Origin of the sequence: Mucilaginibacter sp. UR6-11 (assembly GCF_020880695.1) — a bacterium.
In the GTDB taxonomy this organism is placed as follows: domain Bacteria; phylum Bacteroidota; class Bacteroidia; order Sphingobacteriales; family Sphingobacteriaceae; genus Mucilaginibacter.
Window position 1 is genome coordinate 541892 of sequence record NZ_JAJIWO010000001.1, and the last position, 25031, is coordinate 566922.

The window sequence follows — 25031 nt, forward strand, 5'->3', positions numbered from 1 at the left end:
ACCCGCCGTTATGAAATCTGCGCTCGTTATAATTATGCTCATTAGCGGAATGTGTATCCCGGCCGGCGGTTTTGCCCAAAGCCGTCAACAGCAAAAAACAGATTCGGTTTTCAGGCTGATTATCAATTACAGTAAAACGCATGACGCTGATGCCATTTATAACCTCGCCGATTCAGATTATAAAAAGTCTATCAGCCAGGCTCGCTTTCGTGACTTTTTATTTCGCGGCTTGTTTTCAAATCCTATAAAAAGAGATTCGCTGGTATCCTTTGTCAATAATTTAATTGCGACTTATAAAATTGAGCTGGGTGATGCAAAAATGCAGCTTACGCTTGGTCTTGACGATGATAATAAATTTAATTACTTTGGCTTAGGGCCATACAAGGTAGTAGCTACCAATAAATCCACACGAGCGGCGTCAAATAACCCGTTAAAATCAGCTACAGATAAGATAGTCGACTCAATAGCACGCAGGTACATCCAAAAGATAACTACCGTTGGCCTGAGCATAGGCGTAATTAAAGGTGGCATAATCAGCACCTATAACTACGGCGAAACTAAAAAAGGCAGCGGGCAATTGCCAACTCCTGCCACTATTTATGAGGTTGGCTCTATCAGCAAAACTTTTACCGCTACTTTGCTGGCCTGGTTTGTAAATGAAGATAAAGTAAGCCTGTCAGACCCCATTACTAAATATCTGCCTGATTCGGTTGCAGCCAACCCGGCTTTAAAGGGCATTACATTGGTAAATTTAAGCAATCATACCTCGGGCCTCAATGGCCTGCCATCCAACTTCGAAAGTCAAAAGAATTACCAGGAATCAAACCCCTATAAAAATTACACGCGCGATCAGCTGTTCACCTACCTTAAAACCTGCACCCTGCGCAGCGAGCCGGGTAAAAAATACGCCTACTCAAATTTAGCGGTTGGCTTGTTGGGGATAATTTTAGAGCGCGTAAGCGGCAAACCTTATGAACAATTGGTAACCGAAATTATCTGTAAACCCTTGGGATTAAAATCAACGGTACAGCATATCTCTCCACTACTGGCAGCACGTTTTGCGCCTGTATATGATGAGAACGCGGTAGAAACGTCTGCCTGGGATTTTGACGCGTTGGCCGCCTGCGGATCCATCAGATCAGATATCACCGACCTGTTATTATATGCTAAAGCCAATATGGTTCCGGCTAATACCAAACTCTATAAGGCATTTGAATTAACCCACCAGATCACGCTTCACACCGAGCCGCAGGTGGGTCTGGGCTGGCATATTATAAAAGCAGACGGCGTTAGTTATTATTTCCACAATGGCGGCACAGGCGGCAGCAGAAGTTTTTTGGCGTATAATGCTGAAAAAGGGCTCATAGTTATCCTTTTATCAAATGCTGATGTGAGTACGGATGGCGTGGGTGTGGAAATATTGAAAAAGTTACAATAAGGCAAAAGAGCCGTCATGCCGAAACAAGGTAAGCATGACGGTATAACCCAAACAAATATTAATCCTTCACTTTCTGTCCGTCCCTGATCTCGTCGGTGGCATTTTTAACTACTTTATCGCCGGCTTTCAAGTCGCCATAAATTTCCATTTTATCGCCGGCCTGGAAACCTTTTTTCACCTCAACCCACTGCGCATGGTGATTAACCACTTTTACCACAAATACTTTTTCGGTAGATGAAACAACCGCGCTTTTAGGAACAATCAGCGTGCTGTCATGCGATGGTAGCGGCACTTCTACATCGGCATACATATGTGGCAATAATTTGTTGCCTTTGTTGTATACATCCATCTCCACGCGTTCAGATCTTAGTTTTTCATCCAGCGCGCCGGCAAGGCGGGCAATTTTGGCGGTGAATTTTTGACCGGGTAATTCGCGCACGGTGAATTTTACTTCGCTTTTATGAGTAAGGCCCCCAACGTAGCTTTCGGGTACTGACACCACCAGGCGTAACCGGCTCTGATCCTGCAATACAAACAGCGGGTCGGCATTTTTACCCCCCGGGCCAACATAAGCGCCCGGATTAATGTTGCGGGTGGTTATCACGCCATCAAAAGGTGCGCGTATGTTCAAATATCCAACACCTGACGATACTTCTTTATAGGCTGATTTTGCCGCTTCAACGTTGGCGTAGTCGGCATTCTTTTTCGCTTCGGCCTGCTCCAGGTCGTTTTGTGAAATGGTGCCAGGTGTCCTGCTGGTATTTACCAGACGATCATAGGTGGCCTTACTGGCGAAATAAATTGCTTCCTGTTGTTTTATCCTTGACTGCGCACCAGCCAGTTGCGAGTTGATTTCCGGCGCATCCAGCGTTACCAGCAATTGGCCCGCATATACCTGCGACCCGATATCAACCATCAATTTTTTAACGTAGCTGTTTATCTTGGCATACAGATCAACCTGCTGATAAGGCAATAACTCGCCGGGCACAGCTATGCTTGAGCTAAGTTTGCCGTTTTCCACATCAGCTACGCTTACTGCCGGGAAATCAAGCGCGTCCTGCTGTTCCTGTTGTTGTTTGGCGTCTTCTTTTTCTTTCTGATCAGAGTGGCAGGCGCCCAGCAGCAAGCTGATAGTTAAAGCCAGGCCGGCCAGTATAGTTGTTGATCTTTTATTCATGATGGTGCAGGGGGACATAAAATTTACTTTCTTTATCTTCAGGATCTAATGAAACAGAATCGGTGGTGGTATTGCCTTGTACCCAGGCAAACACCAATGGTAATATCAGTAAGGCTGCAAAGGTGGATGCGATTAAGCCGCCAATAACGGCTCGGCCCAGTGGTGAGGTCTGGTCGCCGCCCTCGCCGATGCCCGAAGCCATCGGAATCATACCAACCACCATGGCTAAACTGGTCATTAATACCGGCCTTAACCGCAGGGCAACCGCTTCGCGTGCTGATTTTAGGGCATCACCATTATGCCTGCGCAATTCTTCGGCATTGGTGATTAATAATACCGCGTTGGATATGGAAACCCCAACTGACATGATCATACCCATGTACGATTGAAGGTTAAGCGTCGCACCGGTTATTTTTACCAGGAACAACGAGCCAAACAGTACCGCCGGCACCGTTGACAATACCACAAATGACATTTTAAACGACTGGAAATTAGCGGCCAGCATTAAAAATATTACGATAACCGCTACCAGTAATCCATTTTGCAGGCTGTCCAGTGTGTCGGTTAGGGTGGTGCTTAATCCGCGTGGCTCTACCGTTAAACCGCGCGGCAGTTTTCCTAATGATTTGATGGCTTTTTGGACGTCATTTGTAGCGGTGCCCAGATCTTTATTGTTGATATTGGCAGTTACCGACAACATCGGGATGGCGCCGATGTCGTCATTTTCGCCATAGGTAGTTCCCAGGGTTATATCAGCAACATCACTCAATACCGGCCTGGCTTGGTTACTTAATACAGATATCTCGCGAATATCATTTAAGCTTGCCATTTGATATTCGGGCACCTCAACCTGTACAGCGTAGCTTAATCCCGCTTTTTCATCCAGCCATACCACTTTCTCGGTATAGCGTGACGAAGATGTAGACGCCACCAATGAGCGTGAGATATCATTTAAACTAACACCCAACTGGGCCGCCCGCTGCCGGTCTATTTTAATGTTGATGGTTGGATATTTAAACGATTGGCCTATCTGCACATCGCGCAGGTAGGGCACCTGTTTTAATTTATCCAGCACCTTAAAGGCAAATGCCACGTTTCGTTTTTTGTCTTTGCCGGATATCGCTATTTCCACCGGTGTTGGTGATCCCTGGCTCAATATTTTATCCGTCAATTCAATAGGCTCAAAAGACAGCATCACACCCGGCAGTTGTTTTTGCATCGCCCCTCTGAATCTTTCTTTCAGCTCGTCAAGGTTTACTTTATAATCTTCTTTCAGGTTTACCTGTAACACAGCTTCCTGCGGGCCGGCCATAAACAAATAAATTGGGCTGGTTGAAAATTGCCCCGGGTGTTGCCCTACCAATGCTGATGTAACTTCAATATTATTGCGCCCAACCAGCCCGCCCAATATATTCAGTGCTTTTAGGGTAATAGCCTCTGTCCGTTCCAAACGGGTACCATCAGCGGCGCGCAAACGCACCTGGAACGTGCCCGAGTTTACTTTGGGTAATACGTCACGGCCAATGATATTTAATAGCAGAAATGCCAATCCGCAGGCACCAACGGCGTAAGCCAATACAATGAGCTTACGGTTAGGCATCATCCTGTCCATCAAGGCTAAAAAGCGCAGCCTGAATTTATCAAAACGGGTTAGCTTTCCGTCGGTTTGGGTTGCATTTTTTATGGCAAGCTCTTTTTGTTCCCAGGCTTCACCTTCGTCCTCCAGCGCAAAGCCGTCCGCATGGCTTTTATCTTCATGTTCGTTTTTCATGATCCAGTTAGCCATAACCGGGACAAAGGTTTGGGCCAGCAGGTATGAGGTGATCATGGAGAAACCAATGGCCAGCGCCAGCGGCAGGAACAAAGCGCCCGGGATACCTTTCATGGTAAACGCCGGCGCAAACACCGCCAGGATACAAAACAGGATCAGCAATTTAGGGAACGCAATTTCTTTACAGGCATCCCAAATAGCCAGGGCCTTTGGCTTACCCATATCAAAATGCTGATGGATGTTTTCTATCGTCACCGTCGATTCATCCACCAAAATACCTATAGCCAGCGAAAGCCCGCTCAGCGTCATGATATTAATGGTTTGATGAAACAGCGACAGGAACAATATCCCCGATATAATAGCGATGGGGATAGTTAATATTACAATGAATGCGCCCCGCTTATCCCCCAAAAATAGCAGCACCATTAAACCGGTAAGTACCGCGCCAATGGCTCCTTCTTCGGCTAAACTTTTCACGGCGTTGATCACATATACCGATTGATCAAATACGTACGACAATTTCACATCTTCGGGCAGCAGCGCCTGGAAACGCGGGATGGCCTTTTTTAAGTTTTGAACAACGTCCCAGGTAGAGGCGTCGGCAGATTTGGTGATAGGCAGGTAAACCGACCGTTTGCCATTAATCAGCGCATAACTTGAAGTTATATCCGCACCGTCTTCAACCTGCGCTACATCGCGCAGAAAAACGGTTTGAATACCGCTTTTATAAATAGGGATATCGCCAAAATCGGCTACCTTTTGCATACTGGTGTTAGCCGGTGCCAGGTAGTTGTAATCTCCTATCCGTACGTTGCCTGCCGGGGTATTTTGGTTATTATCGCGCAGGGCAGTTACAATCTGATCAGGCGTTAAATTATGTGCGCGTAACAGTTCCGGGTCAACCTTAATTAAAATAGAACGGGTATTACCTCCAAATGGCGCCGGCGCAACCAAACCGGGTATAGATGTAAAAGATGAACGGATATAAATATTAGCCAGGTCAAGCAACTCATTATTGGTTTTGGTTGGGCTGGTTAGCACCAACTGCCCTACCGGTAACGTAGAGGCATCAAACCTTAAAATAAACGGCGGTTGTGATCCGGGTGGGAAACCGGCTTGCGCCCGGTTGGTATAAGCCGTTACTTCGGCCGCTGCCTGCGCCATATTGGTACCTTCGTAAAAGGTCAGCTTCATTAAGGTTAAGCCTGTTATATTGCGCGTTTCAATACTTTTTACGCCGGATACATACAATAGTAAGTTAACGTACTGCTTACCGAAGTACGACTCCATTTGGTTAGGCGTATAACCACCATACGGGTGAGAGATATAAATTACCGGCAGATTAAGATCCGGGAAGATATCTATCTTAATACTCCTGATAGCGCCAATACCGAAGAAAAACAAACCTGCTACTATAACCAGTACGGTAATCGGCCTCCTAAGCGCACTTCTGATCATTCCCATTTTTATATATCCTGTATCTTATTAAAAATTATTCATAAACACGCCCAGATCGCCGGTAGCAGCTGCTTTTGACAGTACCGCCTGCCAAACATTATTTGAGGCGATGTCACGGTCGACCTCGGCGCGGTTCAATACATATAGCGCCTGCGTAAAATCAACAATATTTGACAGACCGTTTTTATACAGTGCAAATTTTTGAGTGTAAGCGTCGGTAGCTGCTTTAACCTCAACCGGGGCCTCATTATAATTTTTTAAGGCGTTGCTGATGCGTGTCTCGGCCAGCAGTTGCTGATCCCGGAGTTGCTGGCTGGCCAGCTCGTATTCGTTTCTATACTGATCAGAAGTGAACTTTTGTGATTGCACCTGGTAATGCACCCTAAACGGATTGGTGATATTCCAGATCACAGCCGCACCCAGCAAATAATTATAGCGCGTCGGCTGTATGCCCGCACCGTAGCTGGTGGTATAATCGGTTAAGTTGCTGCCGTAGTCGGATTTAAAACCGGAGCCCCGGCCCTGGTAAACACCAAACAGGCTAAAAGTTGGATAACTGAAAGTGCTGTAATAACGGGCCTGTTCATCACTAACGCCGATGCGATTGCGGTAATAACGCAACTCGGGATGATCATCCGGCGGGATGAGCGAATTTGCATCAGGCCTTGGTGGCGCCTTGGACACGAAGGTACTGTCTAACACAAAATCCTGCGGGACAATACCCAGGTACTGCGCCAGCTGGTTGCTTTGATTTTGTACAATTTGCTGCGCGTTGGTTAATGCTATCCGCGCGTTTGACACTTCGGCGTTTGCCAAAGAGGAGTCAACGCCCGGATTAAGCCCATTTTTTACCCGTGCCACTACTACCCTTTGCAATTGTATGGAACGGTTAAGGTTGTCCTGCTGTGCTTTGCTTAGTTGCTGGGCCACCAGTAAATTCAAATAAGTACTGGCTACGCGGATCTGGTGCTGAAATTTTTCTTGTACAAGATCAGTCTCGTTGAGCGCTACTACCGCGCCCTGCACCCTGGTTTTCTCTTTTGCTTTGCCAAAGGCGAAGACGTCCCAATTGATATTACTGACGTATAACGAACCAAAAGCGGCATTATAATTTTGATTGGCCAATGCCGGCCCTGACGATGCCACCGCCAAACCATGATAGCCAAACAGCGGGCCATTTTGACCGTTAACCGTGCCGTAATCTTGCTGAATTGAGACATTCAAATCGGGCAGGGCTTCGGCGCGCGTTTCTTTTAAAGACGCCTTTGACGCATTTAGCTGATTAGCTTTGGCTTTAATTATACCATAGTTAGTAAGGGCAATTTGTTCTGCCTCTTTCAGGCTCAAAACCTTTTGCTGGCTATGAGCGCTATGACATAAGAGTAAAAAAATACCTAAAAAGGTATATCTGGAATTAGCGTTGAACATACCGGGGTGTCATGTACAACAAATCTATATATTAGTTGACATGATAAACTAATGTTTCCACTTTGTAACAAAAATATCGCTATAAAAAATACGTATTGGTAAGTATTGAGGCCAAAATCAGGGCTAATACAAAGTATTTGGTTTCAACTTTCAGTATTTGATTTTATATTTATTAAATCTATTATTGTAGCGTATTCAATATCGTTCCTAACTTTATTGAAAATCCTATCCTGTTTATCACCTATCATAACAAAAAATGCTAAAAAAATTTGGGGCTTTAGCTATATGCATTTTACTTTATAGTTCTGTTTCCGGGCAAAAGTTTCAACGGAAATTTTCTCCGTCTGAAATGCGGCAGGACCTTGATACCCTGGTTAAATATTTAGAAGAAACACATCCTAAAATATATTACCGGTATCCAAAAGAGAAATTTTATAAAGACGTTCAAATAGCGAAAAACGGTTTTAGCAGAGACTTTGGCGACACAGAGTTTTACCTAATAGCAGAATCATTACTGGCCAAATTAGATGACGGGCACACCGACTTTGATTTTATGTGGCAATATAATAGTCAAAATCCATTTGTCTTTCCTTATAATGTTAAACTGTCTGCTGCCAAGCCTTTTATTATTTGCAATGGGCCTTATCAAACAATTACTGCACAACTACCGGCCAATGCCGAAATTATAAGCGTTAATGACATTCCTTCCTCAAAAATAGTGGATGATGTTATTAATTTAAACACCGGGGAAAACCGTTCATTCAGGGCTGATTTTGGGAGCGGTCGTTTTTATTTCTATCTGGAAGCACTTTACAAAGCCAACGGAAATTATAAGGTTAAATATAAAAGTAATGGTAAAGAAAAAACAGTATTAATCAAAGGAATCAGGAAAGAGGAACTCGATAAAAGGACTAAAGAAGTTCAGGCAAAAATCATCAAGACAAATTCCGCTCCAACAACCAATTATTCACTCAAAATTGTAGACGAAAACAAAACGGCAATAATTGATTTCAAAAGCTTTGACTGGAACGGCTACAAGGCGTTTGCTGATTCGGCTTTTACGGTGATCAAAAATAAGGGGGTAAAAAACCTGGTGATCAATCTGATGGATGATGGCGGAGGCGATTCAGATGTAGGTGATGATTTTTTTCAGTATATTCTTGACAAGCCCTTTCATCAATATGATAAGGTAGTGATTAAAAACAGCCGGTTTTTGAAGGAGCGCCTAAAAGCCCATAGAAAGGATAAAACCCTGAGTAGCGCCGATAAAGCTTTATTAGCCAAACCGAATGGATTAATTGATACTGTTACTTATGGCGAGATCCCTATCAAAACAAATCCGCTCAGATTTAATGGTAAAATTTATTTATTAGTCAACCTGCAAACTTATTCGTCAGCCGCGGATTTTGCTCAATGTTTTAAATACTATAAAAGGGGAACTGTTATTGGTGAAGAAACAGGCGGCCTTGTTAAAAGTTACGGTGACATTGTGTCCGTCTCGTTACCGCATACACAGCTGGATTTAACGATCTCCAGTTCGTTGTATTACGATGTCGGAGCAAAGGAAAATGATTGGAAAGGAGTGATTCCGGATGTGGTGGCACCATCATCAAAAGCTTTAAATAAGGCGCTCGATCTGATAAAAAATCAAAAAAAGTGATGAATTTTTATTTTAAGCTAAATTCTGTCAGATAGTTATACCTTCACCAATTTTGTAAATATTATGGAACTTTATACCCTCTTTTTCAAAGTGCTTTGTATAGGCTTCATAGCGCTGCTTTATAAAAAACTCTTTGGCATAGCCGTCATGCACGGGCAGTATTTGCTTAGGCTGCAGTTTATCGGCAAAACCGGTTATACGAAGCTCATTGGCAAAAGGCGCCATTGTTACCATAATTAGCAGCTCGACGCCCTGATATTGCAGCAACGCGTCTTCCATTGAATCAACCGGGTGAAGTATTTTATCGTTAATTAAAAACCCGGTCATCTGCGGTAGCGGATTGTCTAAAATCAACTCGTGGACCACCGGCAGGGCCTTCAATTTAAACGGGCCAACCTGGTGCTCGCCATCATACCAAACGGTATGGGCTACCCCACTTTTTTGCAACACCTCGCCTACCTGTGCATTGGTATAAATAACCGCGCCGCTTAGCTCAACGATTTTTTTTAAATTTTCAACATCCAGGTGGTCGGGATGAATATGGGTAATGATAATGCTGTTCACCTCACTAAACATTTCGGGCGACACCTCTCCTTCGGCAAAAGTAAACTTACCCGGATCAAATAGCAGTTTGTAGCCATCAAGCTCAAACACTAAACAGGAGTGCAGGTATTTTGAGATTTTCATAATACCAAGATAACGATATGTTTTTGGAAAAGTTTGCGGTTATGCAGCCGACCCTGTGTTTCGCCCAACCAATAATGTATACCCTCTATCCGGCAATGAACAGCGGATTGGCAGCCGTCTAATTATAATATCTCTGCCAAATCGCCAAGCCGTGAAGCGGTAGCTACCTGATCTTCATTAACTACACCAAAACCATAGTCGACAAATATAAACGGTACACCGGCTTTGGTGGCGGCCTGGTAATCGCCCATGGTATCGCCTACATAAACAGGGGCTTTAAGGTTGTGATCAACGATAATGTCGGTAATATTCTCGGCTTTAGGCTGGTTTTTTGTACCATAGCATTGGTGACCCATAAAGTAATGTTCAAACCCGCTAATTTTAAAGAACACTTCTATATAGCCGCTTTGGCAGTTGCTTACTATAAATAATTTATACCTGGCAGACAGGTATTGAAGCGCTTTCTCCAGGTCGGGATAAAGTTCACCTCCTTTTTCGTACAATATTTCCAGTTCATATTTCCCCGCCAGTGCTTTAAACTCTTCGCGTTGCGCTTCATCCAGGTAAGGCAGCAGCGTTTCAAAAATAGCTTTGTAGGTCATCCCTGTTATAGAATGGATCATGGGTTGGGTAAAATCCTCTTTGATATAGTCAACCTGCTCTTTAGCTGCCTGCCAGGCCAGCACCACGTTTGCAGAGCTATCCCAAAGTGTGCCGTCAAGATCAAAAATTATGCTGTCGTATTTGTTTTTTAGTATCCTATCCATCGAACCGCAAAAATAAGATTTATTTTTACAGCGATGGCCCGGCAAGGTTATCTATTCTTCAGTTTTTACTCAAATTCAATTGCTACATTTATAAAAAAAACTCTCTTTTTGAAACTACTCATTATAGAAGACGAACAAGGCCTGAGGGAAAGTATTGAAAAATATTTTACAGAGGCCGGCGTGCTTTGCGAGAGTTGCGGCACCCTGGCTGCGGCTATCGGCAAAATATCCTTATATCAATATGATTGTGTTTTATTGGATATCGGATTGCCTGACGGAGAAGGGTTTGCCCTATTGGAATATTTACAGGCTAACGAAAAGAGCGAAGGTGTATTGATCATTTCGGCAAAAAACTCGTTAGACAACAAGATAAAAGGACTGAACCTGGGCGCCGACGATTATCTGACCAAGCCCTTTCACCTGTCAGAACTAAAGGCGCGGATAGACGCTATTTACCGGCGAAGGGCATTTAACTCCAGCAATGTATTGAATTATGATTTGATAAATATTGATTTGCTTGCCCGCGAGGTTAAGGTAAACGATATTACAATTATCCTTACCCGCAAAGAGTACGATATGTTGTTATACTTCATCGCCAATAAGGGTAAGGTAATATCAAAAAATGCTATTGCCGAGCATTTGTGGGGTGAGGAAATAGACCTGGTTGATAGCTTTGACTTTATCTATACCCACATAAAAAATATCCGCAAAAAATTAATGGAGGCTGCACATAAAGACTATATTAAAGCTATATACGGTGTAGGCTATAAACTTTTATAATAATAATGAAGTTAGCAGCTCAATACAACAAGGCTACCTTAATAATAACTCTTATTGTATTATGCAGCACCGCTTTTGTTTACTATGGCGCTATAAACTACATAGTTAACAAGCAGCTTGATCATGACCTTACCGAAGAGGTTGAGGAAATAGCAGATTATATCAAACTTAACCAGCACCTGCCTGCCGAGCTTGATTTTGAGGGCGACCAGACTTCCTTTATTAAAACGGATCAAAAAATAGCCGGCATGATTTTTTATGATATGCCTTATCATAAAAACCACGGCAATAAAACTGAATCCGGCAGGGCGGTTAAAACCATAGTCACTCTAAAAGGTGTTAATTATGTTGCAATCGTAGCGCAATCAAAGGAAGCATCCGAAAACCTGACCCAACTGATTATTTGCATAACGGTCTTACTTACCGCGGTACTATTGCTGATACTGGCTTTAACCAACCGGTACATTTTTGGCGGTTTATGGAAGCCGTTTTACCATGTTTTAGCGCAATTGAAAGCTTTTAATGTTGCGGATAGCGACGCCATCAGTCCAAATACCACCAATATTGATGAATTTAAAGAATTAAATGATGCGGTTACCGCCATGTCAGCCCGGGTTAAAACTGATTACGAAAATCTTAAAACTTTTACCGAGAATGCCTCGCACGAAATGCTTACACCGATTGCTGTAATTACCTCAAAATTAGATACGTTAATACAGGATGAGAAGTTAAAGGCCGAGCAGTTTGCCCAGATCAATGATATATACGCTGCTACCAATAAGTTGTCGCGGTTAAACCAATCGTTGTTATTACTGGTTAAAATTGAAAATGACCTGATCAATGATACGGCTGATTTTAATTTAAAAAACATCATCCTTGAAAAAGAACACCAGCTACAGGAACTGGCGCAAAACAAGGGCATAGAATTGATCCACATACTTGAAGACAAGGAAATTACAGCCAATAAATACCTGATTGAGATACTGATCAATAACCTTTTTAACAATGCGATAAAGCATAGCGAAGCTAACGGCAAATTATATATCAGGCTGACAACACGCGAGCTGATTTTTCAAAATACCGGCGAGAGCGCGCTTAACGGAGACGAGATTTTTGAACGGTTTAAAAAAGGCCATAATTCTGACGGCACCGGGCTGGGGTTAACCATTGCAAAAAATATCTGCAATCAGCATGGCTACCATTTAAGCTATCATTTTAAAGCCCCGTATCATACTTTCAAAATAACCTTTTAAAGCTAATTATTGGCGGTTAACTATTACAACCTGCATTTCTGTGAGTTCATTGGCGCGGGTAGTTTTATTTAAAAACTTAGGCTTAAGCCGGCTGATCCAATAGCGTTGAAAGGTTTTAAGCGGTTTAATACGCCACCCCTGCGCCGCAAGAGACTTAATCTTATCCGCGGTAGCATACAGCATAAAAGGCTTTACCGGATAGCTCCCGGCCCTGTCATCAGTAATCGTTAAAATTGGCGCGCTGATATAAAAGTTCATGGCTGATACATACGCATCATCTAATTGTACTACCGGCAGTTTTTGCGGGTTATTTTCATTGATCCACCTGGCGGCTTCGCTGGCTGCCTGGTATTTCAGTAACGAGGTGTAGAACACCGTATTGAGGTAGATATTAATAAAGAACGAGGCCAGCAACGTGCTTAAAACTATTTTTGATATCGTATTTGATGTGATATATCCTGGCAAAAAGATCAGGCCAATAAGTACCAGCAGCAAACAAATGCCTATAGGTAGGGTAAAGGTTTCCGGCTGATAAAAATAGTGTAACACACCGATAACAACCAATAACAGTATAATGATCAGGGTTTGTGTTATCCGTATAGCTCTTATACTCTTTAACGCCTTAACATTGTACAAATATTGCGCAGTTATAATGGCGAAAAACGGATAAACAATATTTAGGTAATGCGGCAACTGGAACTTTGAAGCAGAGAACAACAGAAATGTTAACAAGGATCCGCAGATACAATACCATTCTGTAGCCTGTACCCGCCTGCTGCCCTTTTTAATCAACTGATATATCGCCGTAAACAATAAAAGCGACCAGGGTAAAAAAGCCCAGAGTGTTGTATGCAAAAAAAAGGTCGGGTCGCCATTGCCTTTAATAGGGCCGGTATTGAAAAAGCGCCCAAACTGGCTATCCCAGAAAAAGAAACGGATACCTGATACCTGGTGTTTGTCAAATATTAACTTCTCGGGATGCTGATCAAACTGCTGATTAAGACAGTACAGCTCGGGCAGGATAAAAATAAGCACTAAAACAACAGCTATCAGCCACCGGATATTGAGCAGCTGTTTCCATTGCCGGGTTATGATAAAATGCCCTGCAATAGCGCCCCCGACCGGAATTACAGCAAACATGCCTTTAGTCATGATAGCGCACGCGGTAAACAGGCATCCCCATACTAATTGCCAATAGCTATTTGCGGTATGGGCCTTATAAAAATGATATACCGAAGCAATGATCAAACCTGTTAAATATGGCTCGGCACGCACATCATTATTGGATAGGATGATGTGTTGCGCAGTGAGTAAGATCAACGTGGCCCAAAGCCCTATTTGTTTATTGTACAGGGCCTTACCAAACAGGTAAGTGTACAATGCGCCTATCAGCAAAAAAAGTATGCCGGGCAGCTTATAGGCCCAGGTGGTAATACCAAATAATTTAAAAGATAAAGCGGCGATCCAAAACGGAAAATGGGGTTTATCCAGCCAATCTTTACCGTAAGCAAATAACTCAACAAAATTGTTACGTTGCGCCATGGTTTTGGAAATGGAGGCATATAGCGTACCATCCGGACCGGTTATGGGGACGAATAGCCCGCTAAAATTAACCAGAATGGCTATACCGATAAAAAGGTAAAGCCATTTCGCCGTAATTGCGGGGTTATGTTTATCCATATGCTTGTAAAGGTAAGCAGAGTTTGATATTGCCTGATCAAGATTTTTTATATTAAATTTATGCAGCCAATAAAACTCGACCATTGGCGCCGCCAATTATAACCCATGATGAAAAAATTACTTATCGCAACAATTGTGCTATTGATAAGCCCGATCTTAGTATTGGCACAAACCGGGAAGGTGTTTGATAACCTGTCATTACCCAGTAAAATATTAAAGAGCGACCGTAAATTTGCCATTTATCTGCCGCCTGATTATGAAGCCTCAAACCGCAGGTATCCGGTGTTGTATCTGCTGCACGGATCAGGCGATGACCAAACAGGCTGGGTACAATTTGGTGAAGTATTAAATATAACTGATAAGGCTATTGCCGACGGCACAGCGACACCCATGATTATTGTAATGCCCGATGCCAATACCGGCCGCAAAGGCTATTTTAATGATATCAAAGGCGATTGGAACTACGAGGATTTCTTTTTCAAAGAGTTAATACCCTATATTGAGAAGACTTATCGCGTTAAGACAGAAAAGCGCTCGCGCGCGGTTGCCGGTTTATCTATGGGTGGCGGCGGTACTTTTATGTACGCATTACATCATCCCGAAATGTTTTCGTCAGCCTGCCCGTTAAGTGCTTCGGTTGGCCCTTTGACTTTAGACGATGCCCGAAAAATCGTTGCACGGACCTTACCAAATGCAGCCGATTCTGTAGCAACTAATTATTTTAACCGCTATAGCGCAATTGCCCTGGTAAATAATATGCCCGAAGCTCAGAAAAAAGCGGTACGCTGGTATATTGATGATGGTGACGATGACTTTTTATATGAGGGCAATGCCCTGGTTCACATCGCTATGCGTAAAAACGAAATTCCGCATGAGTTCAGGATACGGGATGGCGGGCATACCTGGACCTACTGGCGCGCCTCGCTGCCGAAGGTACTGGAATTTGTGTCAGATGCCTTCCATCAGTTTTAAGTGATGATGTCATACAGGGCGGCAACCGCCCTGTATGACTAGCGGTAGCCCATTGCCTGCAGATCAAACAATTCAGCATAAATGCCGCCTTTGATCAGCAATTCTTCATGGCTGCCTATTTCTTTCAGTTCACCTTTTTCTAGTACCAATATCCGGTCGGCCATGCGGACGGTGCTAAAGCGGTGCGATATCAGGATGGCTGACTTCCCTTTGGTCAGATCCGCGAAGCGCTGAAATACTTCATATTCCGCCCGGGCATCAAGCGCCGACGTTGGCTCATCTAATATTAATAGTTGCGCATCGCGCATGTAGGCCCGGGCCAAAGCAACCTTTTGCCATTCGCCGCCCGACAGTTCAACACCGTCGGCAAAGCGTTTGCCTAACTGCTGATCATAAGAGCCGGGTAATTTAGCTGCCAGGGCATCAGCTAAACTTTGTTTGGCTGATTTTTCTATTAAGTCGCGGTTATTAATCTGGTTGATGTTCCCCACGGCGATATTCTGCGCGAAAGTCATTTGGTAGCGCAGGTAATCCTGGAAGATGATGCCTACATTTAACCGGAGATCAGCCAGATCATATTCGCGCAGGTCTGCGCCGTCCAGCAAGATCCTGCCCTCGGTTGGGTCATAAAGGCGCGACAGCAATTTAACCAGTGTTGTTTTTCCGGCGCCGTTCTCGCCTACCAGTGCCAGCTTTTCGCCCGGGTATAGCGTAAAACTTAAATGCCGGTTTGCCCACCGGTCGGAATTAACATACCTGAAGCCGACATCTTCAAAAACAAAACCCTGTTGTATCATCTTCGGGAACGGCAACGGGTTTGCAGCAGGTTTTATTTTAGGCACAATATCAAAAAAGTCGAAAAAATCGCGCAGGTAAATAGCGCCCTGTGATACGGCGGTGAACCGAGTTAAAATCGCCTCCAATAATGTCCGCAGCTGGCGGAATGATCCCGCCAGGAAAGCCAGCTCGCCAATGGTTACCTTACCGTCAACGGCACGGATGATAATAAAAACATAAGCCGCGTAATACCCCACACTTCCCAGCATAGCAAAGAACGTCCCCCATAATGAGCGCTGGATGGACAGCCGTTTGCTGTCTTTATAAAAATTACCTGACAGTTGTTTAAAGCGGTCAATGATAAAGCCCGACAGGTCAAAAATCTTGATCTCCTTAGCGGTATCGTCACTGGCGCCCAAATAACGCACGTAGTCAAGCTCACGCCGCTCGGGTGTTTGGCCGCGGGTGAGCAGGTAATTACGGTCGTTAAAATAAGATTCGCCTAAAAATGCCGGGATAATGGCAAACAGCAGCATCACGATGAGCCAGGGATTAAACGCCATTAAACCGGCGGCTAAAAAAGCCATGGTAATGATATCCTGTAGCTGGCTCATGATCTGCGACAGCAGGATGGTACGGCCGGTAGTTTGCTGGCGGGCGCGTTCAAGCTTGTCATAAAAAACGGCATCTTCAAACTGGTCGAGGTCAAGCGTGGCGGCATGGCTCATGATTCTTACCGAGGTATGATTGCTAAACAGATCACCCAGCAAACTATCCATTAAGGTAATGGCGCGGCTAAGTCCGTCGGTAAGTATGGCCAGCACAAATTCAAATCCAACCAGCTGCCATAAATGATAAGTGCCTGCATTATGATCGTGGCTTAAAGCTATGACATTATCAATGATCAGCTTGCCCACATACAGCAACGCCACCGGCATAGCCGACCGGATAATGCGCAGTATAAAATTTACCACCGTCATCAGCGGGCTGGTTTCAAAAACCAGCTTGAAAAACGCCGGCAAATTGCGGAGTGCCTGCAGGCGCTCCTTAAATGTTAATGATTGTGTAGTTGTGCTTTTTGGCGGCTTGTTACTCAAAACTTATCTCCCTGCTCCATAAAAATAAGAATTGGCCGGCATATTAACTCAACAAACAAATTTTATGACACATCAGCGATACACGCTTAATTATAATTGGCTTCAATAGCGTGTATTATTTCTACAAAACAGCCGTCAGGTAAATGTGCGCCCGACAACTGCATCCACTCGTCTTTGCATTCTATCTCGGCCACCTGCTTACCTTGCTCCATAATGACATAGGTGTCTGTGTTTTTGATTATCTCATAATCATACTCTAACTGGCCGGTTTTAATAGTTACCATTACTTTATCCATGTAACTACTACAGCCGATGGCTGGTTTTGTTATCGGGAGTCACTATTTTTTTACCGTATTTAATAGCCGATAGCCTACCAGCTCATCCCAACGGGCAGTAACCGGGCGATAGTAAACCAATAGCTGGTAATCGTTTTCAGTTTCAAAATGGGTGCCTTCCAGGAGGACATCGTCAGGTTTACCGGTATTGCGGTCAACCCAAATATATTCATAATCATATACTCCCTGCTTTAAAAACAGGTTAGTGAAGAAGCGGCCCTTAATAGGGTCGTAATTCATTTTGCTGTCATCGCTGATCTTGTAGTCATTAAACTTACCAACCACATAAGCGGTGCCGTCTTTATCGGTTTTATTGGCAGCCAGGCTAAAGTAGATATGCGCATAATCTGCATCGCGGCGGGGTTCATAACCCTCCTGGTTTAATATAAAGAAGCTGCCGTCATTATCATACTGAAAAGAATAGCCTTCCTGGTTTCGCAGCGGATCGCCTAATAAGGTTACGGTATAGGCCGTATCCCGGTAGATGTGCCCTACCCTTTCAGAGTTAAGCCGCAGGCTGCGCGTATCAAACCGCCTAAACTCATTGCGGCCCGGGAAATCATTGAGGCTAACGTCATTATAAACCAGTTGTGTGCCGCGTATATAGGTAGGTACAGCATTCCAAACGCCGGTTTCATTACGCCCGTTTTGCATCAGCCATACACGGATATCGTTATTGGGGTTTTGAACGTTCAACCCGGCATAACTTACCTGGAAATTAATTTTTTGATTGGTTTGCCGTAATGAAGGATCGGCGGACGGCACCACGTCGGCAGCTACCGCTACCCGGTTGCCCACCACGTATAACCGACGGGTAAGTATTATTTTTGATTTATCCCCATCTTCATAAACCTTTAAGATATAGTTGCCTGAAATTTTAGGCGACATATTATCATTAGGAAACTTTAACTCGTAGTGGGTATATTTTTGCAGGGTATTGGTTGAATAGGTATAATCCGTCAGCCTGTCGTCCGAAAATCCCTGCAGGTACTCGGCGGGTGAAAGGTTTGACGGCAGCCAGATCCGGTTACAATGCTCCAGGGTGTAAGCGTAGTTGCGGTTGCCGCCGCGCAGATCATCAAAAGCTAAAAGCACCTGCTCGCCCGACTGTAAAGTTATCTGCGGAAATGACGCCTGCTTTTTGGTATTGTAAAACTCTATGGTTTTAATGTGCGCATTAAATACGCTATCGGCGTAGGGTTGCTGGGCAAAGCCTTGCAGGGTGATGAATAACAATAGGATGATGTAGCCGCACTTCCTCATACCGCAATATTACTAAAATTTTAAAGCTTGCAGCGGGTGTTCCACTTTGAGTGAGCGGAACGAAGCGGAACACCCGGAACACTGCGGAACACCCTGGAACGATGCGGAACACTGCGGAACGAAGCGGAACACTGCGGAACGCCCCGGAACACTCCGGAACACCCTGGAACACTTCGGAACACCCTCGCGCTCGTTTGCAACGAGTGCTTACAATGGTTTAGCATTTCCAAATGCGATACAATCGCAATCAAATATTAAGCACTCGTTACAAACGAGCGCAAGACGGCAAACGAGCGCAAAACAGCTATAACTAAAAAGCCACATTAGTTGATATTAACACTAATGTGGCTTTTATTATAAATAAGAAGAACGAACTTTTTACGCTTCCAGCTCCATGATCTGCTCTGCCAGAGCCTCCCATTGCTGCTGAACTTGTTTAAGTTCGGCTTGCTTTTGGGCGTAGGCAGCGTTGGTTTCTTTTAGTTTGGCGCCGTCGTTATAGATCTTGTCATCAGCCAGCTTAGCTTCCAGTTCTTTTACCGCTTTTTCTAAGGAAGCTATTTTATCTTCCATATTGGTGAGGTCCTGGTTCAGTTTTTTTAATTGCTGATGTTTATTTTCTGACGGCTGGGTTTGCTTAACCGGCTCAGGCTTTTTCTCTTCCTTTTTAGGCTGAGGAGCAGGTGCGGCAGCTTTCGGATCAAGCTTACGTTTAGCGTTCCACTCATCATACTCGGCATAAGTGCCCGGGTATTGTTTGATCTTCTGATCTTCGATGAACCAGATCTTATTGGCCACATTATCCAGGAAATACCTGTCGTGGGATACCACGATCACGGTACCTTCGTACTGCTGCAGCGCCTGGATCAATATATTTACCGAAGCCATGTCCAGGTGATTGGTGGGCTCATCCAGTACCAGGAAGTTGGCATCGGCAGTTAATGCTTTGGCTAAAGCCACGCGCGATTTCTCGCCACCCGACAGTACTTTGATCTTCTTGAACACATCATCGCCGGTAAATAAAAACGAACCTAAGATCGAGCGCAGCTCGGTATCGGTATGTTTCGGGGCAAATGCCTGTAGTTCCTGTAAGATCTGGTGCTCTAAATGCAAACTCTCTAACTGGTGCTGCGCGAAGAACGTTTGGGTAACATTATGGCCGGTAACGGCTGTGCCTTCAAAATCTTTATCGGCCCCGGCTACAATACGTAACAAGGTTGATTTACCTTTACCGTTGGCACCAATCAGGGCTATTTTATCGCCTTTTTCGATGATGGCTTCGGCATCATCCAAAATATCAATTGCAGGATATTTTTTGGTGATATGCTCCAAAGTAGTTACATGGCGGCCCGATTGCCTGCTGAACTTGAACCGGAAGTTAACTTCGGGGTTATCATCATCCACATCATCAACCCGCTCCATCTTGTCCAGCATCTTGATCCGCGACTGCGCCATTTTTGCTTTCGACGCCTTGGCACGGAAACGCTCGATCAAACGCTCTTCCTGTTTTATTTTTGATTGCTGGTTCTTAAACTCGCCACGCTGAATTTCGGCACGCTGTGCTTTTTCTTCCAGGTAGAAAGTATAGTTACCTGCGTACACATTCAACTTACCTTTGCGCGATTCAACCGTACGGTTAATCACTTTATCCAGGAACCACCTATCGTGCGATACGATGATGATAGCGCCGTTAAATGCTTTCAGGTAATCTTCCAGCCATTGGATAGACGGTAAGTCTAAGTGGTTGGTAGGCTCATCCAGTAACAGGATATCCGGTGCCTGTAAAAGGATCTTAGCCAGCATCACCCGCATCCGCCATCCACCCGAGAAGGTGCTTAGCTTACGCTGGCAATCAGCTTCGCTGAAACCAAGGCCCGCTAAAATTTCGTGCGCTTTGTATTCGATGTTATAGCCGTCAAGCGCCTCAAATTCGTGCTGCTTGTCGCTTAGTTTATGCAGCAGGTCCTCGCTGTAATCTGTTTCCAGTTTTTTTAACAAAACTTCAATCTCGTCATGCAATTGATTCTGGCGCTCAAAAGCCTCCATAGCCACATGTACAATGTTTTTATCGGACGAGTACGACAACAGATCCTGGTTAAGGTAGCCCATGGTAAGGTCCTTAGCCATTGATATGGTGCCCGATGTAGGTTTATAGTCGCCTACAATAATTTTTAAAAGGGTGGTTTTCCCGGTTCCGTTAGCGCCGATAAGGCCTATTTTTTCACCGGGTTTAATATGCCAGTTGGCTTCATCATATAATGCCCGTGCACCGATCTCGAACGTAAGGTTGTTTATTGCAATCATTTGGCCGCAAAGGTACGGTTTTTGAGGTGAAAGCTGAAAGTTTTGAGGTAAAAGGCGAAAGGTAAAAGGTGAAAGGTTATTATGACAGCAAATAATAAGCAAAAGGCAAAGACCCTTTACCTTTCGCCTTTCACCTTTTACCTTTAAAAACTACCCCTTTACAGCTTTCAACCAGGTCTCTGCCATTAACGCGGCGCCTGCTATTGATGGGTGAACGCCGTCGCCGGTCCAGTAGCTTGGCGGCGCCAGGGTTATTGCCTTGTCAAATGCGGCCTGGTAGGGTACAAACGGGGCGTTATATTCGGCCGCTATATCTTTGGCTGCCTTTTTAAACAGGTCGAATGTCGGGTACCAGTCTTTGGTTACTGCCCTTACATCTAAAACGCCGAACGGCTCGCAGATGATCAGTTTTACGTTTGGCAATGCTGCTTTGGTGCGGTCCAATAGTTTTTTATAGTCGGCAATGTAATTGTCTATGGTGCCTTTGTAGCTTCCGTTTAGCGTATGCCAGTAATCATTTACCCCTATGTGGATACTTAATACGGTTGGTTTAATAGCCAGGGTGTCGGCGTCCCAACGATCGGCCAGCTGGTAAACTTTGTTACCGCTAACGCCTTTGTTATAGATCTGCAGGTTCTTATCCGGATTTTTCAATAACAACTGGCTGGCCGCCATAAAGGCATAGCCGTTACCCAGCGCGCCGGTGTTATTAGCCAACCTGGCGTCGCGGTTACCACGGCCCGCATCGGTAATTGAGTCGCCCTGGAAAAGAATGATATCATCCTTTTCAATATTCACGCGTTTAGCGATAGGCGCGGCAGCCAATGCCGCCGAAACAATCTCGGGAATGCTTATAGCGGCTAAAGTGCCTAATGATGCATTCCGGATAAAACGGCGACGGTTATTTGTAGATTGATCTTCCATAATTGGTATTAAGTTTTTTTTGAAGTGCACCGGGTGCGGTAGCGTTGGTTTATTTACGACGAACTAAAGTACAATATTCTTTTACAAATCAAAATATTAAACAAGTAACTTTGCTGCTATGTACTCGTTAATAAAGCCCTTACTTTTTCAATTCGACCCGGAAAATATCCATTATTTTGTAACCCGAAATTTAAAACGCTTTAACCGTTTCCCCGGCGGGGCGGCACTAAGCCGGGCCATCTGGGACCTGAAGGACCAGCGGCTTGAAAAAGAAGTTTTTGGCTTAAAGTTTATAAACCCCGTTGGACTGGCGGCAGGTTTTGATAAAAACGGCGAGATCATCAGCGAGCTGGCCAATATGGGGTTTGGTTTTATTGAGGTAGGAACGGTTACACCGCTCCCCCAGCCCGGCAACCCAAAGCCACGCATGTTTCGCGTCCCCGGGGATAAAGCGCTGATCAACCGGATGGGTTTTAATAATTTAGGGGTTGATGTGGTTGCCGAACGTATTGCAGCCTATCGCAAAAACGCACCCGCGGCACAAAAAGGACTGATAATAGGCGGTAACATCGGCAAAAACAAAAATACGGCCAATGACAATGCCGCAGGCGATTATATTAAATGTTTTGACCGCCTGTTTGATGTGGTTGATTATTTTGTAGTGAATGTAAGTTCGCCAAATACCCCCGGCCTGCGCGAGCTGCAGGAGAAAGAGCCGCTGATGCAGTTATTAAACACCCTGCAGCAACGAAACAATAAAAACGGGGTAAGCAAGCCCATCCTGCTAAAAATAGCGCCTGACCTTACTAATGAGCAACTGGACGATATTGTAGAAATAGTACAGGAAACCAAAATTGCCGGTGTTATTGCTACCAATACCACCATTGATAAGTCTTCCCTGTCCGAAGAAAAGCTAAAAAAAGAAGCCGGCGGGTTAAGCGGGGCGCCTTTAACTAAACGGTCGACCGAGGTAATTCGTTACCTGGCGGATAAATCAAACCGCTCATTCCCGATCATTGGGGTTGGCGGGATACACTCTCCTGAAGATGCGCAGGAAAAATTAGATGCCGGAGCGTCATTGATCCAGTTGTATACCGGGTTTATTTATGAGGGGCCGGGATTGATTAAGCAGATTAATAAGCGGTTGTTGGCGGGCTTTTAAGGAGGCTCCTAATGGAGCCGAAACCTTTTATGAGACTTTTCTATAAACACGCGGCTCCTATGGAGCCATGACCTTGATGCAATCAACATTATCAATTATTCTGATAGTTCCACGGGACCATTCTGTTATAGAACGCTAAAAAAGGCTCGTTTTGGGAGGCGTTCCCTTAATATAATCAGCACGATTAATTATTCTGACAGCTCCATCGGAGCATCCTGTTTATAAAAACAAAAAAGTTTAATGGCTCCATCGGAGCCTCCTAAAGAATTTTATATTTGTTCTATATGGCGAACACATTCTCTCAAATATATTTACAATTTGTCTTTGCGGTACAAAATCGTCAAAATCTAATTCCGAAGGATCACAGAGAAGAACTTCATAAATACATTACCGGGCTGGTGCAAAACAGAAAAGCAAAAATGTTGGCTGTTAATTGCATGCCTTACCTCTTACCCAATTTTTGCTGTTGATAAATTCATTGCTCTCCACTTTTATTTCTTTTACAAAATCCGAAATCAAAATTGTCGGTCTAAAACCTACAAATAGATGTATATGATCAAATTTAGCTGGCAAGAAGGATATGGTGTGTTTTCATATTCTCAATCGCATATAGATGCTGTGGCAAAATATGTATTAAATCAAGAAGAACACCATCGAAAGAAAACCTTCAAAGAAGAATATTTAGATCTATTAGAAAAATTCCAAATCCCGTTTGAGGAAAGATTTCTGTTTGATTTTATTGACGATAGCATTTGACTAATAGGAGGCTCCTACGGAGCCAACCTATGTTACCATATTTCTATAAACACGGGGCCCCTATGGGGCCTGATAGTTGTCTAAAACTGTTAAAACACTCCGTTAATTTATAACTTATCAATTGCTCCGGAGGAGCGCCCTGTTTATAGAATACAACAAACACGCCCCCGGCTCCATCGGAGCCTCCCGCCCATAAAAAAATCCCACCGGTAAAAACCGACAGGATTTATAAATCAAAAAAATCTTTTAAAACTTAGTTGTTTGCAGCTGCTGCTTTAGCTAAAACAATGTTGTTTAAAGTTACCTGGCTTCTAGGCGACTCTGCAGAACGGCTACCGGCTTCAAGGTTGGTAGCATTCTTTAAAAACTGAACTTCTAATCTTGAGAAAGTTTTGTTTCTTCTATCTTTTCTTTTTAAACGTGTTACGCCCATGATACTTTATTTTTTAATGTTTTGTAAACCTTGTGAGGTCGGGAGCGGATTCGAACCGCTGTAGGAGGTTTTGCAGACCTCTGCCTAGCCACTCGGCCACCCGACCAATTTTAAGGATTGCAAAAATAGTAATTATTTATTGGCAACCAATATTTATTTAAGCTTATTTCTGTTTATTTCTGAACAAAATATCGCGGTAGCTATCGCAACGTTCAATGATTCAGTATTCCCGCGCCCCGGTATGGTGACAGCTTTGGTTACCAGTTGCTTCACTTTTTCGCTTAAACCCTTGCCTTCATTGCCCATCACCAGCAATCCTTCTGTGCCAAAATCAGTGTTGTAAATATTCGCGCCATCCAGTAAAGCGCCGTAAACCGGTAATTTAGTCCCGGTTAAAACCTGCGTTAAATCAACATAATGCACATTTATCCGCGACAGCGAGCCCATTGTTGCCTGCACTACTTTGGGGTTATATACCTCCACACAGTCCTCAGAACAGATAATATCAGTGATACCAAACCAGTCGGCGGTACGGATTATAGTACCCATATTACCCGGATCTTGAATTCCATCCAACACAATGGAGAATTTTTTGTTAAGGGTAGTATAATTCAGCACGGGCCATTGCGGCAGTTTAACTGCGGCAATAACGTCGGCCGGATTTTTTAAGGCGCTTATTTTTTCAATTATAGCAGATGAAATTTCCTGAAAGTTCATTTTCTGCGATAATTTAAGCATTTTTGGGGCAATGGCAGCCGTATGGTAGATCGTGTCAATTTGGTAGGCTGAATCAATAAATTCGCTGACTGATTTGTAGCCTTCAACCAAAAACAAGCCGTGTTCCCTGCGAAATTTTTTATGTTGTAAGGACTGTAATAAACTAATATTGGATTTTGAAAGCATATATAA

Annotated in this window: 22 protein-coding genes and 1 tRNA gene; 8 read left to right on the forward strand and 15 right to left on the reverse strand. The window is 44.1% G+C overall.

Annotated elements, in window-relative coordinates; translation table 11 throughout:
• Positions 1–10 precede the first annotated feature (10 nt).
• Complete coding sequence (locus LJ658_RS02525; RefSeq protein ID WP_230544881.1) at positions 11–1438, forward strand: serine hydrolase; 1428 nt, start codon at positions 11–13, stop codon at positions 1436–1438.
• Positions 1439–1496: 58 nt separating this feature from the next.
• Here the strand turns inward: LJ658_RS02525 and LJ658_RS02530 are convergent, their stop codons facing one another.
• The 3 genes from LJ658_RS02530 to LJ658_RS02540 are packed head-to-tail and all read right to left on the reverse strand — an operon-like array spanning position 1497 to position 7272.
• Entirely contained in the window at positions 1497–2615 is a 1119-nt protein-coding gene (locus LJ658_RS02530; RefSeq protein WP_230544882.1) for an efflux RND transporter periplasmic adaptor subunit, read from the reverse strand.
• Positions 2608–5850 (reverse strand): efflux RND transporter permease subunit, encoded by a 3243-nt coding sequence (locus tag LJ658_RS02535; protein WP_230544883.1) that lies wholly within the window; start codon positions 5848–5850, stop codon positions 2608–2610. The genes LJ658_RS02530 and LJ658_RS02535 overlap by 8 nt, the downstream gene beginning before the upstream one ends.
• A 21-nt stretch (positions 5851–5871) precedes the next feature.
• Positions 5872–7272: a TolC family protein gene (locus LJ658_RS02540; protein ID WP_230544884.1), complete on the reverse strand. Its 1401-nt coding sequence runs from the start codon at positions 7270–7272 to the stop codon at positions 5872–5874.
• A gap of 256 nt (positions 7273–7528) precedes the next feature.
• On the opposite strand from LJ658_RS02540, the gene LJ658_RS02545 reads away from it, so the two are divergent.
• The gene (locus tag LJ658_RS02545; RefSeq protein ID WP_230544885.1) at positions 7529–8932 is read left to right on the forward strand and encodes a S41 family peptidase; all 1404 of its coding nucleotides are present in this window, start codon (positions 7529–7531) and stop codon (positions 8930–8932) included.
• Between the two features lie 27 nt (positions 8933–8959).
• On the opposite strand, the gene LJ658_RS02550 is transcribed toward LJ658_RS02545, so the two are convergent.
• Complete coding sequence (locus LJ658_RS02550; protein ID WP_230544886.1) at positions 8960–9619, reverse strand: MBL fold metallo-hydrolase; 660 nt, start codon at positions 9617–9619, stop codon at positions 8960–8962.
• A gap of 122 nt (positions 9620–9741) precedes the next feature.
• On the reverse strand, positions 9742–10386 hold the full coding sequence (locus tag LJ658_RS02555) for an HAD family hydrolase (RefSeq protein WP_230544887.1): 645 nt from the start codon (positions 10384–10386) through the stop codon (positions 9742–9744).
• Positions 10387–10494: 108 nt separating this feature from the next.
• On the opposite strand from LJ658_RS02555, the gene LJ658_RS02560 reads away from it, so the two are divergent.
• Both LJ658_RS02560 and LJ658_RS02565 read left to right on the forward strand, forming a co-directional pair.
• Positions 10495–11166, forward strand: coding sequence for a response regulator transcription factor (locus LJ658_RS02560; protein WP_230544888.1), 672 nt, complete (start codon positions 10495–10497; stop codon positions 11164–11166).
• Between the two features lie 5 nt (positions 11167–11171).
• Positions 11172–12419 carry a HAMP domain-containing sensor histidine kinase gene (locus LJ658_RS02565; protein WP_230544889.1) on the forward strand — a complete coding sequence of 416 codons (1248 nt, stop codon included), beginning with the start codon at positions 11172–11174 and terminating at the stop codon, positions 12417–12419.
• Positions 12420–12425: 6 nt separating this feature from the next.
• Here LJ658_RS02565 and LJ658_RS02570 read toward each other — a convergent pair whose 3' ends face one another.
• Positions 12426–14099: a glycosyltransferase family 39 protein gene (locus LJ658_RS02570; RefSeq protein ID WP_230544890.1), complete on the reverse strand. Its 1674-nt coding sequence runs from the start codon at positions 14097–14099 to the stop codon at positions 12426–12428.
• Between the two features lie 105 nt (positions 14100–14204).
• On the opposite strand from LJ658_RS02570, the gene LJ658_RS02575 reads away from it, so the two are divergent.
• Entirely contained in the window at positions 14205–15071 is an 867-nt protein-coding gene (locus LJ658_RS02575) for an esterase family protein (protein WP_230544891.1), read from the forward strand.
• A gap of 38 nt (positions 15072–15109) precedes the next feature.
• Here LJ658_RS02575 and LJ658_RS02580 read toward each other — a convergent pair whose 3' ends face one another.
• From LJ658_RS02580 to LJ658_RS02600, 5 genes are all read right to left on the reverse strand, one after another.
• Positions 15110–16945, reverse strand: coding sequence for an ABC transporter ATP-binding protein (locus LJ658_RS02580; protein ID WP_230544892.1), 1836 nt, complete (start codon positions 16943–16945; stop codon positions 15110–15112).
• A gap of 86 nt (positions 16946–17031) precedes the next feature.
• Positions 17032–17241 (reverse strand): hypothetical protein, encoded by a 210-nt coding sequence (locus LJ658_RS02585; protein ID WP_230544893.1) that lies wholly within the window; start codon positions 17239–17241, stop codon positions 17032–17034.
• Between the two features lie 42 nt (positions 17242–17283).
• Positions 17284–18543 (reverse strand): DUF5103 domain-containing protein, encoded by a 1260-nt coding sequence (locus LJ658_RS02590; protein WP_230544894.1) that lies wholly within the window; start codon positions 18541–18543, stop codon positions 17284–17286.
• A gap of 378 nt (positions 18544–18921) precedes the next feature.
• Positions 18922–20847, reverse strand: a complete 1926-nt coding sequence (locus tag LJ658_RS02595; protein ID WP_230544895.1) for an ABC-F family ATP-binding cassette domain-containing protein — start codon at positions 20845–20847, stop codon at positions 18922–18924.
• Positions 20848–20997: 150 nt separating this feature from the next.
• Positions 20998–21771 (reverse strand): SGNH/GDSL hydrolase family protein, encoded by a 774-nt coding sequence (locus tag LJ658_RS02600; RefSeq protein ID WP_230544896.1) that lies wholly within the window; start codon positions 21769–21771, stop codon positions 20998–21000.
• Between the two features lie 118 nt (positions 21772–21889).
• Here LJ658_RS02600 and LJ658_RS02605 point away from each other — a divergent pair, with 118 nt between their 5' ends.
• Both LJ658_RS02605 and LJ658_RS02610 read left to right on the forward strand, forming a co-directional pair.
• Positions 21890–22933: a quinone-dependent dihydroorotate dehydrogenase gene (locus LJ658_RS02605; RefSeq protein ID WP_230544897.1), complete on the forward strand. Its 1044-nt coding sequence runs from the start codon at positions 21890–21892 to the stop codon at positions 22931–22933.
• A 284-nt stretch (positions 22934–23217) separates the two neighbouring features.
• Positions 23218–23403 carry a transposase gene (locus LJ658_RS02610; RefSeq protein ID WP_230544898.1) on the forward strand — a complete coding sequence of 62 codons (186 nt, stop codon included), beginning with the start codon at positions 23218–23220 and terminating at the stop codon, positions 23401–23403.
• Here the strand turns inward: LJ658_RS02610 and LJ658_RS20495 are convergent.
• The gene (locus LJ658_RS20495; RefSeq protein ID WP_370632931.1) at positions 23363–23506 is read right to left on the reverse strand and encodes a transposase; all 144 of its coding nucleotides are present in this window, start codon (positions 23504–23506) and stop codon (positions 23363–23365) included. The genes LJ658_RS02610 and LJ658_RS20495 overlap by 41 nt on opposite strands.
• Between LJ658_RS20495 and LJ658_RS02620 the strand changes: the two genes are divergently transcribed.
• Positions 23486–23689 carry a transposase gene (locus tag LJ658_RS02620; protein WP_230545455.1) on the forward strand — a complete coding sequence of 68 codons (204 nt, stop codon included), beginning with the start codon at positions 23486–23488 and terminating at the stop codon, positions 23687–23689. The two genes, LJ658_RS20495 and LJ658_RS02620, sit on opposite strands and share 21 nt — an antisense overlap.
• Positions 23690–23942: 253 nt before the next feature.
• Here LJ658_RS02620 and LJ658_RS02625 read toward each other — a convergent pair whose 3' ends face one another.
• From LJ658_RS02625 to LJ658_RS02635, 3 genes are all read right to left on the reverse strand, one after another.
• Positions 23943–24122: a spore protein gene (locus tag LJ658_RS02625; protein WP_230544899.1), complete on the reverse strand. Its 180-nt coding sequence runs from the start codon at positions 24120–24122 to the stop codon at positions 23943–23945.
• Positions 24123–24157: 35 nt separating this feature from the next.
• A tRNA-Cys gene (locus LJ658_RS02630) sits at positions 24158–24228 on the reverse strand.
• 47 nt (positions 24229–24275) lie between these two features.
• Complete coding sequence (locus tag LJ658_RS02635; RefSeq protein ID WP_230544900.1) at positions 24276–25025, reverse strand: RNA methyltransferase; 750 nt, start codon at positions 25023–25025, stop codon at positions 24276–24278.
• Between the last annotated feature and the right edge of the window lie 6 nt (positions 25026–25031).